17 protein-coding genes and 1 pseudogene are annotated in these 13436 nt (G+C 39.6%); 5 read left to right on the top strand and 13 right to left on the bottom strand.

Features of this window, described 5'->3' with window-relative positions:
* Window positions 1-53: 53 nt before the first annotated feature.
* A complete protein-coding gene (locus G6R02_RS00610; RefSeq protein WP_164667308.1) occupies window positions 54-428 on the bottom strand; it encodes a VOC family protein in 375 nt (124 codons plus the stop codon).
* 59 nt (window positions 429-487) lie between these two features.
* Window positions 488-1246, bottom strand: coding sequence for a sporulation protein (locus G6R02_RS00605; protein ID WP_164667307.1), 759 nt, complete (start codon window positions 1244-1246; stop codon window positions 488-490).
* Between the two features lie 375 nt (window positions 1247-1621).
* Between G6R02_RS00605 and G6R02_RS00600 the strand changes: the two genes are divergently transcribed.
* Both G6R02_RS00600 and G6R02_RS00595 read left to right on the top strand, forming a co-directional pair.
* On the top strand, window positions 1622-1825 hold the full coding sequence (locus G6R02_RS00600; protein WP_164667306.1) for a helix-turn-helix transcriptional regulator: 204 nt from the start codon (window positions 1622-1624) through the stop codon (window positions 1823-1825).
* 68 nt (window positions 1826-1893) lie between these two features.
* Window positions 1894-2493, top strand: a complete 600-nt coding sequence (locus G6R02_RS00595; RefSeq protein ID WP_164667305.1) for a DUF3169 family protein — start codon at window positions 1894-1896, stop codon at window positions 2491-2493.
* An 87-nt stretch (window positions 2494-2580) separates the two neighbouring features.
* Here G6R02_RS00595 and G6R02_RS00590 read toward each other — a convergent pair.
* From G6R02_RS00590 to desA, 10 genes and pseudogenes are all read right to left on the bottom strand, one after another.
* Window positions 2581-2961 (bottom strand): annotated as a pseudogene (locus G6R02_RS00590) (VOC family protein).
* 61 nt (window positions 2962-3022) lie between these two features.
* On the bottom strand, window positions 3023-3670 hold the full coding sequence (locus G6R02_RS00585) for an SDR family oxidoreductase (protein WP_164667304.1): 648 nt from the start codon (window positions 3668-3670) through the stop codon (window positions 3023-3025).
* A gap of 155 nt (window positions 3671-3825) precedes the next feature.
* Window positions 3826-4029 carry a CDGSH iron-sulfur domain-containing protein gene (locus tag G6R02_RS00580; RefSeq protein WP_164667303.1) on the bottom strand — a complete coding sequence of 68 codons (204 nt, stop codon included), beginning with the start codon at window positions 4027-4029 and terminating at the stop codon, window positions 3826-3828.
* Window positions 4030-4116: 87 nt separating this feature from the next.
* Entirely contained in the window at window positions 4117-4860 is a 744-nt protein-coding gene (locus G6R02_RS00575) for a hypothetical protein (protein ID WP_164667302.1), read from the bottom strand.
* A 78-nt stretch (window positions 4861-4938) separates the two neighbouring features.
* The gene (locus G6R02_RS00570) at window positions 4939-5469 is read right to left on the bottom strand and encodes a D-glycero-alpha-D-manno-heptose-1,7-bisphosphate 7-phosphatase (RefSeq protein WP_164667301.1); all 531 of its coding nucleotides are present in this window, start codon (window positions 5467-5469) and stop codon (window positions 4939-4941) included.
* Between the two features lie 26 nt (window positions 5470-5495).
* Window positions 5496-6053: a GNAT family N-acetyltransferase gene (locus G6R02_RS00565; RefSeq protein WP_164667300.1), complete on the bottom strand. Its 558-nt coding sequence runs from the start codon at window positions 6051-6053 to the stop codon at window positions 5496-5498.
* Window positions 6054-6116: 63 nt separating this feature from the next.
* Window positions 6117-6254, bottom strand: coding sequence for a hypothetical protein (locus G6R02_RS19885; protein ID WP_205520024.1), 138 nt, complete (start codon window positions 6252-6254; stop codon window positions 6117-6119).
* A gap of 72 nt (window positions 6255-6326) precedes the next feature.
* The gene (locus G6R02_RS00560; RefSeq protein WP_164667299.1) at window positions 6327-6926 is read right to left on the bottom strand and encodes a response regulator transcription factor; all 600 of its coding nucleotides are present in this window, start codon (window positions 6924-6926) and stop codon (window positions 6327-6329) included.
* Window positions 6923-8059, bottom strand: coding sequence for a sensor histidine kinase (locus tag G6R02_RS00555; RefSeq protein WP_164667298.1), 1137 nt, complete (start codon window positions 8057-8059; stop codon window positions 6923-6925). The genes G6R02_RS00560 and G6R02_RS00555 overlap by 4 nt, the downstream gene beginning before the upstream one ends.
* Window positions 8060-8655: 596 nt before the next feature.
* Window positions 8656-9708, bottom strand: coding sequence for a Delta(5) desaturase DesA (gene desA / locus G6R02_RS00550; RefSeq protein ID WP_164667297.1), 1053 nt, complete (start codon window positions 9706-9708; stop codon window positions 8656-8658).
* Window positions 9709-9890: 182 nt separating this feature from the next.
* Here desA and G6R02_RS00545 point away from each other — a divergent pair, with 182 nt between their 5' ends.
* The 3 genes from G6R02_RS00545 (at window position 9891) to G6R02_RS00535 (ending at window position 12761) form a co-directional block, all read left to right on the top strand.
* A complete protein-coding gene (locus G6R02_RS00545) occupies window positions 9891-10415 on the top strand; it encodes a cation:proton antiporter domain-containing protein (protein ID WP_246202479.1) in 525 nt (174 codons plus the stop codon).
* 276 nt (window positions 10416-10691) lie between these two features.
* Window positions 10692-11438, top strand: coding sequence for a hypothetical protein (locus tag G6R02_RS00540; RefSeq protein WP_164667296.1), 747 nt, complete (start codon window positions 10692-10694; stop codon window positions 11436-11438).
* A 45-nt stretch (window positions 11439-11483) separates the two neighbouring features.
* On the top strand, window positions 11484-12761 hold the full coding sequence (locus G6R02_RS00535) for a polysaccharide deacetylase family protein (RefSeq protein WP_164667295.1): 1278 nt from the start codon (window positions 11484-11486) through the stop codon (window positions 12759-12761).
* Window positions 12762-12922: 161 nt separating this feature from the next.
* On the opposite strand, the gene G6R02_RS00530 is transcribed toward G6R02_RS00535, so the two are convergent.
* The gene (locus tag G6R02_RS00530) at window positions 12923-13432 is read right to left on the bottom strand and encodes a YfiT family bacillithiol transferase (RefSeq protein ID WP_164667294.1); all 510 of its coding nucleotides are present in this window, start codon (window positions 13430-13432) and stop codon (window positions 12923-12925) included.
* Window positions 13433-13436: the final 4 nt, after the last annotated feature.

Here is a 13436-nt window from a genome sequence, read left to right as displayed (position 1 = left end):
CTACATAATATTATTTTAGGTTAAATTGTATGCTAGATAGGATTCCACCTTTGTTAACCTGTGCAAATCATGATGATATTTCCATCCGGATCGTGAACGGTGAAAAAAGCAAAATCATCAAACTCCACAATGTCCGCTTCGATAGCATAACCGAGCTCGCTCACGTATTGATACGACTCGTTAATATCATCCGTATGAAAGTTAAACAAAGGGTAAGAAGAATTATTTTGCTGTTTGACATTACCCTCGGGTCCGGCGTCCAATGTCAGTCCTGTATGGTGATTTATTTGCATATTATAAACCGGCCTTGCCACCTTTGATAAATCATACTCCTGACCGAGTAATTGCGAATACCATTTAACAGATTGCTCCAGATCACTTACATGTACAAAAATCGTATTAATCTTGTTCTTAATCGGGCTGTTCATTTTACCACTCTCCTCTAAAAAATTCATCCCGCAAGCTATAAGCCTGCGGGTGAGATTTCTTAACTGAACTGTTGTATGGTTCTTCTGAGCTTATCTGCCACTGAATGGACACCTTGATTTACTTCCGAATCTGTAAATGAAACGCGTACAAAGCTTTCGTCCATTTCCAGTGCTTCGGCAAACAGTCCGCCAAGTCCTTTTGCACGGCGGTCAACCTGAAGGACGAGTTCAACACGGCCCTTTTGCATAAAAAACATTGCTTCCAGTTCATCCAAATCACGGCGGAATTCGTTTCCCGGCAGGAATTCAAACTCCTGAACGTAGCGATACCGTTTGGAATATTCCATCTCCACTTTACGCAAACGGAAGCCAAGCTTATTTGTTAATGCTTCCAGGACGGTGTTCATATTCCGGTGCGGCTCAACCTGGACAAAGTCTCTGTCTTTTGGGTCGATTGCATTTGGAACATCCATACCTGTCTGAACCCATACCTTCGTTCTTCCTATTGTAGGAGGGGTATGCACGGGAAGGGTGAAGCTGAAGTCAATTTCCTTCTTTTCACCTTCACCGATTGTAAATGAATCACCAACGGTAAAAGAATCCAGCTTCACATCTTCATGCACTTTTCTGTCATTTACTTCACGAACCGCTTCGGTCATCAAAAATAAATTAAGCTGGTCTACCTGCTGCTCGGTATTGCCACCTTCAATAACAATTTTTCCACTGACTTCTTCTCCTGGTACAAGCCGGTCATTTTCCAGCTGTGTATCAACTTTCGCACTTCCGATTCCTACACTTGCAAGCCATTTTTTTAACATTTCGTATTCCTCCTGTTTACTTGCTTCCCTAATATTTTCGACAGTTCCGGAAAAAATCCTGCTTATGATTTTTCGGATTTATTTATGGATGGGTAGTTTTATAATGTATCAATTGTTACTCCTCCCTTTTTCCCTTCCAAAGTCGCACACGTTCTTCAAAGCTCACTTTTTTATGTATCTTACATAAAAAAGTAATCACTATCTTTTACGATTGATACGGATAGAAGTTTCATATTCTAATTTACTTTTAATTGAATAACACAGAATATTCTCCGTCAATTGAAAATGATTATTTTAATAATGACAATAATTGTTGTCAAAATGATAACCACTATGTACAATATAAACAGAAAAAAATATTGTAGGTGATGCTGTTTGAAAAGTCGCTTGAAGGAGCTTCGGGCACGTGATGGCTATAACCAAACCCAGCTCGCGAAGCTCGCAAAGATATCCAGGCAAACAATAAGCTTGATTGAACGCGAAGAGTATATGCCTTCACTGCTTATCGCTGTTCGTATTGCACGTATATTTAATGAACCTGTTGAAAATGTATTCCGCTTTGAAGAGGAGGAGTTATAAATGAAAGCTCTATTGCAGCTTATTATTAGTGGATTTGCCGGCTTTTTTGTTGTGTTGTGTATGTATTGATGAACTTTTCTGAGGTGAATTATGCTGGAGCGATTACTGTAATCAGCTTAATTGCAATTTCTATCATTCTAACAGCTATGAGTATTTTTCGGTTTCAGAAGATTAAATCGTTAAACACACAAAACTTTAACGGCGATGAAGAAGATGAGGTTGAAGATAAAAAGTATAGAATGTTTGCTGATTATTCATTATATGCTAATTCCAGTTTTGTTTTTTCTATTCTTGCACTTAGTTCACGTCTTATTACAAATCAGAACTTATTTATGACGATTGCATCAATAATCTCAATCATAATAACCTTTTTCCTAATCCGTTATATGGCTAATTTAATGAAACAAATGTATCCGGAGCATAATATGCCAAGTAGTTCCGACCCTGATCATGTACTCGATCTTGCAGATGATGGTGAAAAACACGTCATTTTAGATGGACTGTATAAATCACAGGGTTTATTAAATTTTTCTCTTATCACTGCTATTATACTATCTACAATCTACTCCATTGGCCAAGAAAATCCACAAACCTTTTCCATTATCCTTATGGCGATTGTATTGTTAGTTGTTAATGGTAAATATCTGTTAGTGGTTCGCAATAAATAAATAACAGGAAAAGAGGGTAGTCATCGCAGACTGCCCCCTTGTTATTTTATATTTTCCTATCCAAGAAAACGGATGAAGTTCACAAACCTATACAGTCAATTCAACAAGATTTCCTTCAGGGTCCTCAATAACACTCTCATAATACCCATCCCCAGTGGTTCAAGGGCCGCTAATATGCCGATAACCATCACTTTTAAACCGGCTTGTCATCTGGTCAACGGACTCTCTGTCCCTAAGAGAAATTGCTATATGAGCCCAGCCTGTGCTATCCCCCTGATTCTTCTTATCGATACCTGATTTACGCATAATCTCTAATCGTGCACCAGAGTCGAAAGTGAGAAAATAAGATTCAAATTCCTTTTCCTTATTATGATACTTGGTGTTTGACTTACCATTAAAATATTTTTCATAAAACGCTCGCATGACTTCCAAATCATTGACCCATATAGCGACATGCTCGATTTTCATATCTTTTTCACTCCATGATTCCTCGTTGTCTTGTCCACTTAAAGCACGATAATCCTACCTGCTACCCTATATTTTTAAGTACGTCATCGATTTCTGTTTCACCTGACATAAGATCGAATGACTGTTTGTACGTTTTTTCTTCGTTGAGTGCAGCAACAATGGTGCGTGCAACATCTTCACGTGGAATTGATCCTGGCTGCAGTTGTTCAGCGGCTGCAATTTTTCCTGTACCGGGCTCATTTAACAAACCGCCCGGCCGAAGTATAGTGTAATTCAGACTGCTGTTTTTGAGTGTTTCATCAGCGTAATGCTTGGCAACATAATAATGCTTAATTTTTTCATTCCAATTTTCGCGGTTGTTGGCCTGATAGCCGCTCACCATGACGAAACGGTCCACACCTGCTTTTTCCGCTGCTTCGACCGATTTAATGGCACCGTCCAAGTCGACCAGCAGTGTTTTGTCTGCGCCGGTACTTCCACCCGATCCGGCTGTGAATACCACCGCATCACAGCCCTTTGCTGCTTCAGCAATAGCTTCCACACTTCCTTCCAGATCCGCTAAAACCGCTTCAACGCCTTTTTCCTGAAGTGCATCTCTCTGTTCTTCTTTCCGAACCATTGCCCGTAATTTATGTTCATCACTATTTTGCAGTAAATCAACGAGATGCTGTCCAATTTGTCCATTTGCACCGATTACTAATACTTTCATGAAACACATCTCCTTTATCATTTGGATCTTGTCTCTACCTCCTATTATTCCAAACGGGCAGTTTCATGACAACTTAACTGTTTGTGCCCGATAGCTTGCCGGTTGTCAGAAAAAAAGAGAGGTGTGAATATCGGATGATATCACACCTCAGTTGGTTACTCAGCACGCGGCTCACTTTCAAATCCAATCTTTTTGTGGGTTCCATCACAGAATGGTTTGTTGGATGACTGCCCGCAGCGACATAGGGAAAAGGCCTTTTTCGTTTCAAATACGTTTCCTTTTGCGTCAACCATTTCCACATTGCCTTTGACCAGATATGGTCCATTATCATTTACTTTGATTGTTCCTTTTTCACTCACTTAAACTCCCCCCTTAGACCATTACTTGTTATATCTATTCGATAATCAGTCTAAAATTCCTTTATTTTACTATAATCGGGGGAACAATTATTTCTTCATTTGATGATGGCCCCACATGAACTTGTCTTCCTTCATTTCGAATGGATATAGCCCCTGCTCTTTGGCTTTTTCAGCATGTTCCGTCATAATCTCATCAAACAACTCTTCTGCACTTTTATCGTTTGTTTCCAAGCCTAACTTCTCAGCAGTTTGCATCGTTTTTGTTTCGCGGATTTCCTTTTCTAGGTTGAGCACGTCTTTTCCTTCCGGGTTAATTCCTAATGCTTCCGCTTCACTTCTGATATGCGCTTCAAAAACCTCTTTTCGAAGCTTTTTCATTCCTTTCCCCTCGGTTTCGATGCCCAGTTCATCAGCCTTTTGCTTCACCATTGCTTCATAGACTTCTTTCGCCAGGGCTTTCGGTTCTTTTCCTTCCGTTTCGATACCCATTTCCTCGGCCTTCTGTTTTACTTTCGCATGATGAACTTCCTTGGCTAGCTCTTTCGTGTCCTTGCCTTCTGTTTCAATCCCAAGTTCGTTGGCGTCATTTTTGACTTTTGCATCCATTACTTCATTTGCCAGTTGTTCCGTATCTTTACCTTCCGTTTCAATCCCGAGTTCTTTTGCCTTTAATGTGAGAAATATCTTATTGTACGATTCTTCTTTTGATTCCTCTGCGTCTGACTTACTGTGAAGATCCTCTGCAATTCCTTTATAAAACGGCAATCCTGAAGGTGCACTCATAGACAGCCCCATCGTAACAGTCAGAGCTATCAAAAAGCTTTTCAACATCATGTATTCATCCTTTCTTTTTGTTAAATAGTTGTAATCCTGCTTAGTATTTCCAAAAAGAACAAATACATGAGTATCTTATTGTTTAATTTCCAGCCAATTGGCAACTGAAATAAGGTCGGGAAAATACATATCCGCATCAGCTTGTTCATTACTAAGGTCTCCAATAAGAATGGTTTGTGTTCCTGCTTCTTTTCCGGCTTGTATATCCGGTTCCCTGTCACCAACCATATAGCTTTCGGCTAAATCAATATCATGTTTTTCAGCAAGGTCGAAAAGCATTTGCGGCTTCGGCTTCCGGCAGGCACACCCGGCATGTGGTTTGTGTGGACAATAGGCGATATCATCAATTTTAGCTTCGTATGCAGCCAAATCAGCCTGCATCTTTTTATGAACCTTTTCCAAAGCGGTTTCCTTCATAAACCCTAGGCCAATTCCACCTTGGTTAGTGACGACAAAAACCTTGAATCCATTATCATTAAACCGTTTTATCGCTTCACCAGCACCATCAAGCAGATGAAAATCACCGGGCTTGTTTACAAATTTCACCCGGTGACTGAGTACTTCATTTATTACGCCATCCCGATCCAAAAACATTCCAATCTCCATACCATCACCTATCCTGTTGTACTGCATCATATTCCGGTCTTAACAACGAATAAAACAACTGTATCATGGTATCGGACACCATCAAAATCCGTTTGTCTAAGGATTCCCTCTTTGGTAAAACCAAAATTCCTCAACAATTTCTCTGACCCTTTATTTTCAGCAAAAATATCACCAACAATCCGGTTAAGGCCGAGGGTATTAAAGCCAAAAGCTAAAATCTCATCCAGCACCTCGGTCATAACACCCTGATTTTGGTATTCATTACGAATAACAACGCCCAATTCGGCTTTTTTGTGCCAGATACTCAGTTTATGTAAGCTGATTTTACCAACAAGATCACCGTTCCTGTTATGTTCGACCGCCCAGGGGATTTCTTTCCGATTCGTAAAATTGTCAAGCTGTGTTTGAACTTCTTCTTTCAGCTCATCTTTCGTCTTTACCGGATCAGGTGTTATGTATTTCATCGTCTCCCGGTCGCTCATAAATTGAAACAACTCACCGGCGTCATCTTCAGTTAGACCTCTTAAGGTATAATGTTTTGTTTCCAGAATCGGAACTGCTGCAAAAATAGCTTCATTCTCCATATGCCGGCCTCCATTAAAATAGCAGTGTGATTTCATATTATCACACCGCTATATCTCCTGATATTAATCTTTCTTTCGATCAACAAATTGGTTTGGTACCTCGCCGCCGCGGGAGTTGCTGTTTTTATACTGGCTTTTACGACCGTTGCGATGTTCACCATGATTTGTGTTTTCCTTGAACTGATTATTCTTTTCAGCCATGTCGATACCCCTTTCCAATTACTATGCTTAGTTTTGGATTGGAGGTCCATCTTTATTCATATTCCCAGGTTGCTACTTAATCCAGCCTTTCTCCTTCACTTTTGAAATAGCTTCAATTCTGTTGCCTGCTTCAAGCTTGTCCAGAATAACGGATACATAATTGCGGACTGTACCATTGGTGAGATAAAGCCTTTCCGCAATTTCCTTTGTATTTTTACCATCTGCTATAAGTTTAATCACCTGTTCCTCGCGTGCAGTCAGGGGATTCCCATTATCATATGCCATATCAACAAGCTCCGGCGCATAAATTCGTCTGCCATCCATGATTATACGAATTGAGCTGGCCAACTCTTCACTCGGACTGTCTTTCAGCAAATATCCGCTCACCCCGGCTTTTCGTGCCCGTTCAAAATAGCCTGTTCGGGCAAAGGTTGTTAATACAATTACTTTACAAGGGTTGTCCGTTAATTCTTCAGCTGCATCAAGTCCACTCTTTAACGGCATTTCAATATCCATAATACAAATATCAGGCTGGTGCTGCTTCACCAATGTTAATGCTTCTTCACCATTCTTTGCCTTCCCGACAACTTCCATATCTTCTTCCAGGTTAAGCAATGACCCAAGTGCTCCGAGCAGCATTCCCTGGTCCTCAGCAATCACAATGCGTATCACGACAACTCCTCCAGTTTTGTTTGTTGAACCACATTTGGCACGCGAATGGTAAGTAATGTACCATTTGATGACTTTATTTCCAGACTCCCATTGACAAATTCCAGCCGCTCTTTCATCCCCTGAAGACCATTTTCCTTATAAAAATCGATTCTTTCTTCCATACCTGTTCCATTATCCTTTACTTCCATACGTAATTCATTTGGTGATTGTTCAATTGATACGGTGCATGAAGTAGCCTGACTGTGCTTTACAATGTTGGTGACAGCTTCCTTCAGACACATACTAAGTACATTCTCGACCAATGGAGGAGTTTTGGTAAGCTCCAGGTTTCCTTCCAAATGAAATTCGATTTGTGCGGCCTCCAAAACTTGCTGAACCCGCACCATTTCATCTTCCAGTTTGGCACCTTTCATATCCGATACCATTTCACGAACCTCTTTTAATGCAGTCCGTGCCGTCTGGTGGATGTCATTTATTTCATTTTTTGCCTTGTCAGGTTCGATGCTCATCAGCTTCCCTGCCAAATCACTTTTTAACCCGATAAGCGAGAGCTTTTGCCCCAATATATCATGTAAATCACGGGCAATCCGCTGACGTTCTTCAAGAACCACCAATTGCGAAAGCTTTTGATTCGCATCCTTCAACTCACTTTCCAATCGCTCCCGCTTATTACGAAAATAAAGGGTTTGCGGCAGCAGAATGACACCAATTACACTAAAAATAATAAACGGAAGCTGCGAAAGAAATATTTCATTTTGGGTAAAAAAGCCAATTGTTACGGCTGTGACTGTTGTGACAAGATGAACAACATAAAGGGAAATAAATCGTCGTTTATGTTCCACGTTACCGATGTAAAATGCCAAAAATAATGCGAAATAAACGTATCCCAAAAACACTGTCATGACGATGCTTATTACCATTTCTAAACTGACTGATAAATAAACTGTCCAGCCTTTCGAGAGGAAGGATATTCTGTATGCAGTGAAAAATAGTAATATCATTAAAATCCCAAAGATAATTTCCAGTGTTCCGGAGGTTCGGAAAATAAAATAAAAAGGCAAAATACAAAAGATAATCCATGCGTAAATACTGAGCCCGGTATTTTTCGGGATAATATGATACCACTTCTGCATAACAATCCTCCTTTTTCGCTTTCACTAAGTATAACAAAAGCATGACCCTCCAATACAATATTGAAGGGTCTTTGCACTAGTCTCTTTTCGCAAAGATTCTTGCTGTAATTCCACAATTGACGTAAACTGCGAATTAACTTGATAAAAGTTGAGTGCAACAACACCGCTGCGGAAATACACTTCGCTTTCCGGGGGCGGCTGCTGAGCCCACTTCGTGCTAACGCACTCCGTGGTCTCACCGATGCCTTTCCTCCCCCAGGAGTCTCAGCGTATTTCCTCCGCTGTGTTTTGCTCATTCTATCTTGGTAAATCAATATTTTTTAGTAACTAAAATGATTTAACCCTTAAAACCAGCAGCTGGAATAGGCAAGACTCCTGCAGGAAGAAAAGCCTAGGTGAGACCCCGAAAAGCGATAGCTTGAGGGGGCTCACCAGCTTCCCGCGGAAAGCGAGTCTATTTCAGCTGCGGTAGCCAAAGAGCCTAATAAACAAATCAAATCTAATTCGCTTTTTACGGAAATTATAAACTAAGGTTCTATTCTCTGGATTACACCAAAAACAACAATTTTTTAGAAAACAGCCTTTCACTAAGATAACTATTTTTCCTGAATACTTGATCTTCCCGTGCTCATTTGTATTCCGGATTTTCTTTTTTTCAGCCTGTCTTTTATCTCTCTGAAGCTTACAAATGACTTGTTCTCTTCATCAAACAGACGAAAACGAATTGATTTCAGGCTGGATGCCAATGTTATCGTTGTTGCCTGCTGTAATGGTGGGGTGGATTCATGTGCCTCTTCCAATTTATAGTTAGGTACTCGCGGACTTAAATGGTGAACATGATGGAAACCAATGCTTCCGGTCATCCACTGCATCACTTTTGGAAGCTTGTAATAGGAGCTTCCATCAACGGCTGCTTTCACAAAATCCCATTCATCTTCATTTTCAAAATAGGAATCTTCAAACTGATGCTGGACATAAAACAACCATATCCCCAGTGAACCTGCAATGAACAGAATTGGCAATTGAATAATCAGGAAAGCCTGCCAGCCAATCGCCCAGATTAATAATGCGTATATCACTGCAACCGATGCATTAATCAGGTACGTATTCATTCGTTCTTTCCGTTTTGCCCCTTTTCGGTTAAAACGATTTGAAATTAAGAAAAGATAAATTGGACCCAATCCGAACATAACGATTGGGTTTCGGTATAGACGATATGCCAGCCTGCCCCAAAATGATGCAGCAACATATTCATCAACCGTCATGACCCATACATCACCAGTACCACGCTTGTCCAGGTTACTGCTGGTCGCATGGTGAATCGCATGACTTCGCTTCCATTTTTCGAAGGCAAACAACGTTATGATTCCAGTGATTGTACCAACAATCCGATTTGCCTTCCCATTTTTAAAAAACGATCCATGTGTACAATCATGGAAAATAATAAAAATTCGAATGACAAATCCTGCAGCAACAACTGCTAGTGCCAGAGTTAACCATACCGAGACCGACAAGCTTTGGTATGCCAAAAACCAAATAAGCAGAAATGGGAGTATTGTATTGATTAACTGCCGGACACTTGCCCTTATATCAGGGTTCGCAAAGGTTGCGACGCTCTTTTTTAATTGTACCTGTTTTTGTTTACTCATAATTTCCTCCTGCAATCGTCAATTATTCTATACTTTATCCTAGACAAAATGTACAGGCAATAGAAGTCATAAACGTCAAGCAGGAGGTATGACAAATGTCATGTTTTCTTTTACCAGAAGCATAAATTCTTTGTATTTTTTAGCTATTGGTAAGAAAATAATTGATTAGGAGGTTACATGCCATGCAGGGGATCGATTTACACCAGATATTCTCGTTTGTTCTTATACTGGTTTTGATTGCAGCCGGAATTACAGCGATTGCAAAAGTATTTAAAAGACCTTATCCGATCGCGCTTGTTATTGCAGGTAATATTATTGGACTTATCAATATTCCTATTCCCGAACCAGTAAATATATTTATTACAGAAGGGGAAGTTTTTAACTTTGCAGTGATTACGCTGTTCCTGCCTGCGTTATTAGGCGAAGCCGCATTAAAGCTTCCTTTTTCACATCTGTATGATAATAAAAAACCGATTCTCTTGCTGGCTTTTGGCGGAACTTTTTTATCATTTGTTGTTATTGGCTTTTCTTCCATGTGGCTACTGCAGCTTTCCATCCCGGCAGCATTTGTATTTGCTTCTGTCATGAGTGCGACTGACCCGGTGAGTGTTTTATCAATTTTTAACAGCCTCGGCGTGAACAAACGGCTTGCCACGGTAATCGAAGGAGAAACAGATAGGCTCACCGAATTGACAAGTGACCACTAATATTAAGGCTGTTTCTGAAAGTAAATTGCTGCTTTTGGGACAGCCTTTAATGTTTTTTAATAATCTAGTAAAATAATACTAATCAATTCGACACAAATACTGTATAATTGGAGGAAAATAGGTATTTTTGTCGAATACTATTGTATTAGAATGAAAAATAGACGTGTGTTTACCTAATAATGATACAAATTCAGTCGATATAAGAAGGGCTGACTATTTTATATAACATCAATTTTAATAGAGTAAACCTAATTTTTTTACATAGGAGATGATATTGTGTCTAAGGATGTGGATAGAAAGTCTATGGGCTGGCTTAAAGGTGTTTTGTCAAATCAAACGCAGGCAGAACAAACCAGCACAGAACAGCATGCTGCAACTGAAGTAACCGAAGAGCAGCAGACCACTGCAGAAGATGAACATGAGCAAGTGAGTACGTCTGAAAACCGGAATATTTTTTCCAGGGATAGCCAGGATAAAGTAGCTTCGGATTTAGTCGTTTCTTTGGAAAATATGCTTAAGGACAGGGAATTGCTCCAGTATAAAAGCAAAGGTCTTAAGGATCAATTACATACTGCAAATGATACGATTAACCGATATAAACATGAAGACATGAAAAAAGATCAGCTGATTCAGGAAAAAAATAAGGAAATCCGTGAGCTGGAAGGCAGTCTTACCAATAAACAGATGAACTATGATCAGCTGCTCGAGGATTATAAGGAATATCAGAGTAAATCCAACAATGAGTACGAAAAAATCGCCAACGAACTGGAAACGGAAAGTAATAAATACGCAAAACTTAGTGAAGAATCAACAAATGCTCAGTATCAGAGTATGCTGAAAATCAAAGAGCTTGAAGAAAAGGTAAGAAACCTGGAAATCGAAAATCAGAAATATAACGAACGTTACGAAAAAATCAGTGAAGAAAAAGCTGAGTTAATGCAGACCATTAATGACTTTACCGAGCGCATGTCTTTTTCCTTTTCTCCAAAGGCAAATGATAATTCATCCGAATCATCCGAGTGATACAGCGTGTTTTGAGTTATTTATTGCGGGGGAAGGGAGGAAATCATGGCAGTCTTTTATAATAAATTAATTGAACTATTAAACATTGAAACGCATGCTGAACAATCTTATTTACGAATACGAATAGCCTCTGATCAAGATCTGGAATTGCTATGGAAAATTGATAATGCTACAGCTGAAAACCTGAAAGCTGCCACTGTATTTGATGGAAATTACAGATACAGATTATCCTTCAATGGCTCCTGGGACTACGGCAAGGAGCAGTACGTTTCCTTTATGAACAGAACGTATCGGGATCAGAGTGAAAAGGTTTATTTTACCTGCTCGGAAGATTATGTAAAAGCTTTGGAAGCCATTAAACGTCAGGAAATAAACAGCATGGATAATCTATCATTTTTATCTATGAATCTACCACAAGAGGAAGAACCAAAACAGGTACAGGAACTTCAGGAGCCGGAAAAAACGCAGCCCAAAAGAAAAAATCATAAATTCACATGGGTTGCTGCAGCCTGTATCAGTGTTATATCAATCGTTTTGATTGGATTTTCCGGACATACATATTTTGCTCAAAAGGAATCTACGGACGAAAAAGTAGTAGCTGAAGCAAAAATGAATGAAAGTAAAGCTAATGTGGAAAACGAGGAACCCGAGTCAAAAACTGACTCGACCAATACCGAATCAACCAGTACCAAACCAGCCGATCCGGAGAAAGACAAGCCCGCTGAACAATCTGAAATTCCCTTGGTCGAACTCGGTAACGGACTGACATACAGTATTCCTGATGGAAGTGTTGCGCTTACTTTCGATGATGGCCCATCGAGATACTCCAAAAAGCTCGTTGATATTTTAAAAGAGTATCAAGTCGGCGGCACATTTTTCTTCATCGGAATGAATGTGAAAAAAAATCCTGAATATGTCCGCTATGTAAATTCCAATGGTTTTTCAATCGGTACGCATTCGATGAACCATGTAAATGTTTCACAGCTTTCTTATAAAAAACAGGAACATGAAGTAATGAAAGCAACACAACTGGTTGAAGCTATTATAAATGAAGAAGTTGACCTTTTCAGACCACCATATGGAAAACATGACCAACTGACACAGAACTTAATCAATGAACATAACAGGAAAATGGTGTTATGGAATAAGGACCCGAAAGATTGGAAAAGTGAAAATGCCAATAGGATCATAAATTATATAAAGAGATCTGACATGTCCGGGTCGATTATCATTCTTCACGAAACCCAGGCTACCATCGATGCACTGCCTCAAATTATTGAGTATTTGCAGGGGCAAGGATTAGAAATTGTGAATTTAACATGATTAGGAAATTAATAATATGCCGGCTCAAGAATGTTAAGACATTTCCGAGCCGGCTTTTTCAATTAGACGCACCCTTTTGTTGAATAAAACTTCTGTAATTATTCCTTATTGTAAAAAATTGGCTTACCGAACTTCGATAAGTCCATTCCATACACATTGTATTATTTTGATAATGCGATTTTTATATGGGCCAGGTGATGCTCTTCGTGCCAAGCTAATTTTGCAACTTTTGTTGCGACTGTAATGTCACCGTTTTGCTGGTGAGTAAAAGCCCGATTTAATTGCTCTTCAGTTAAACTATTTCCTAAAGATACGATACGCTCATTTATACCTTCCAGCAGTTTAACAGAACTTTCTACAGGAAGTTTTGTATCCGGCTGAACAGCCCACTTTTCTTGATCAAAAGCTGGTACTGTTGGATTGTCATCTGTTAAAGCCAGCTTCAAACGTTGATACATGTTCAACTGAGAATCTGCAATGTGATGAACAAGCCCGCGAACTGTCCAGCTGCCATCACGATATGTTCTGCTTAATTCCTCATCGCTTAATGCATCAACCGTTTCCCTTAACCGAATCGTGTAAGTTTCGATTTGCTTCAGCCATTCTTGGATATTTTCTAATGTAACTTTTTCAGGAACTTGTAACTGCCCAATCGGAAATTTGACATCCATTTTC

This window comes from Virgibacillus doumboii, from assembly GCF_902806455.1.
Lineage (GTDB): Bacteria > Bacillota > Bacilli > Bacillales > Amphibacillaceae > Lentibacillus > Lentibacillus doumboii.
Note: the sequence above shows the minus strand (reverse complement) of the source record. Positions and strands in the feature narration are given on the sequence as shown.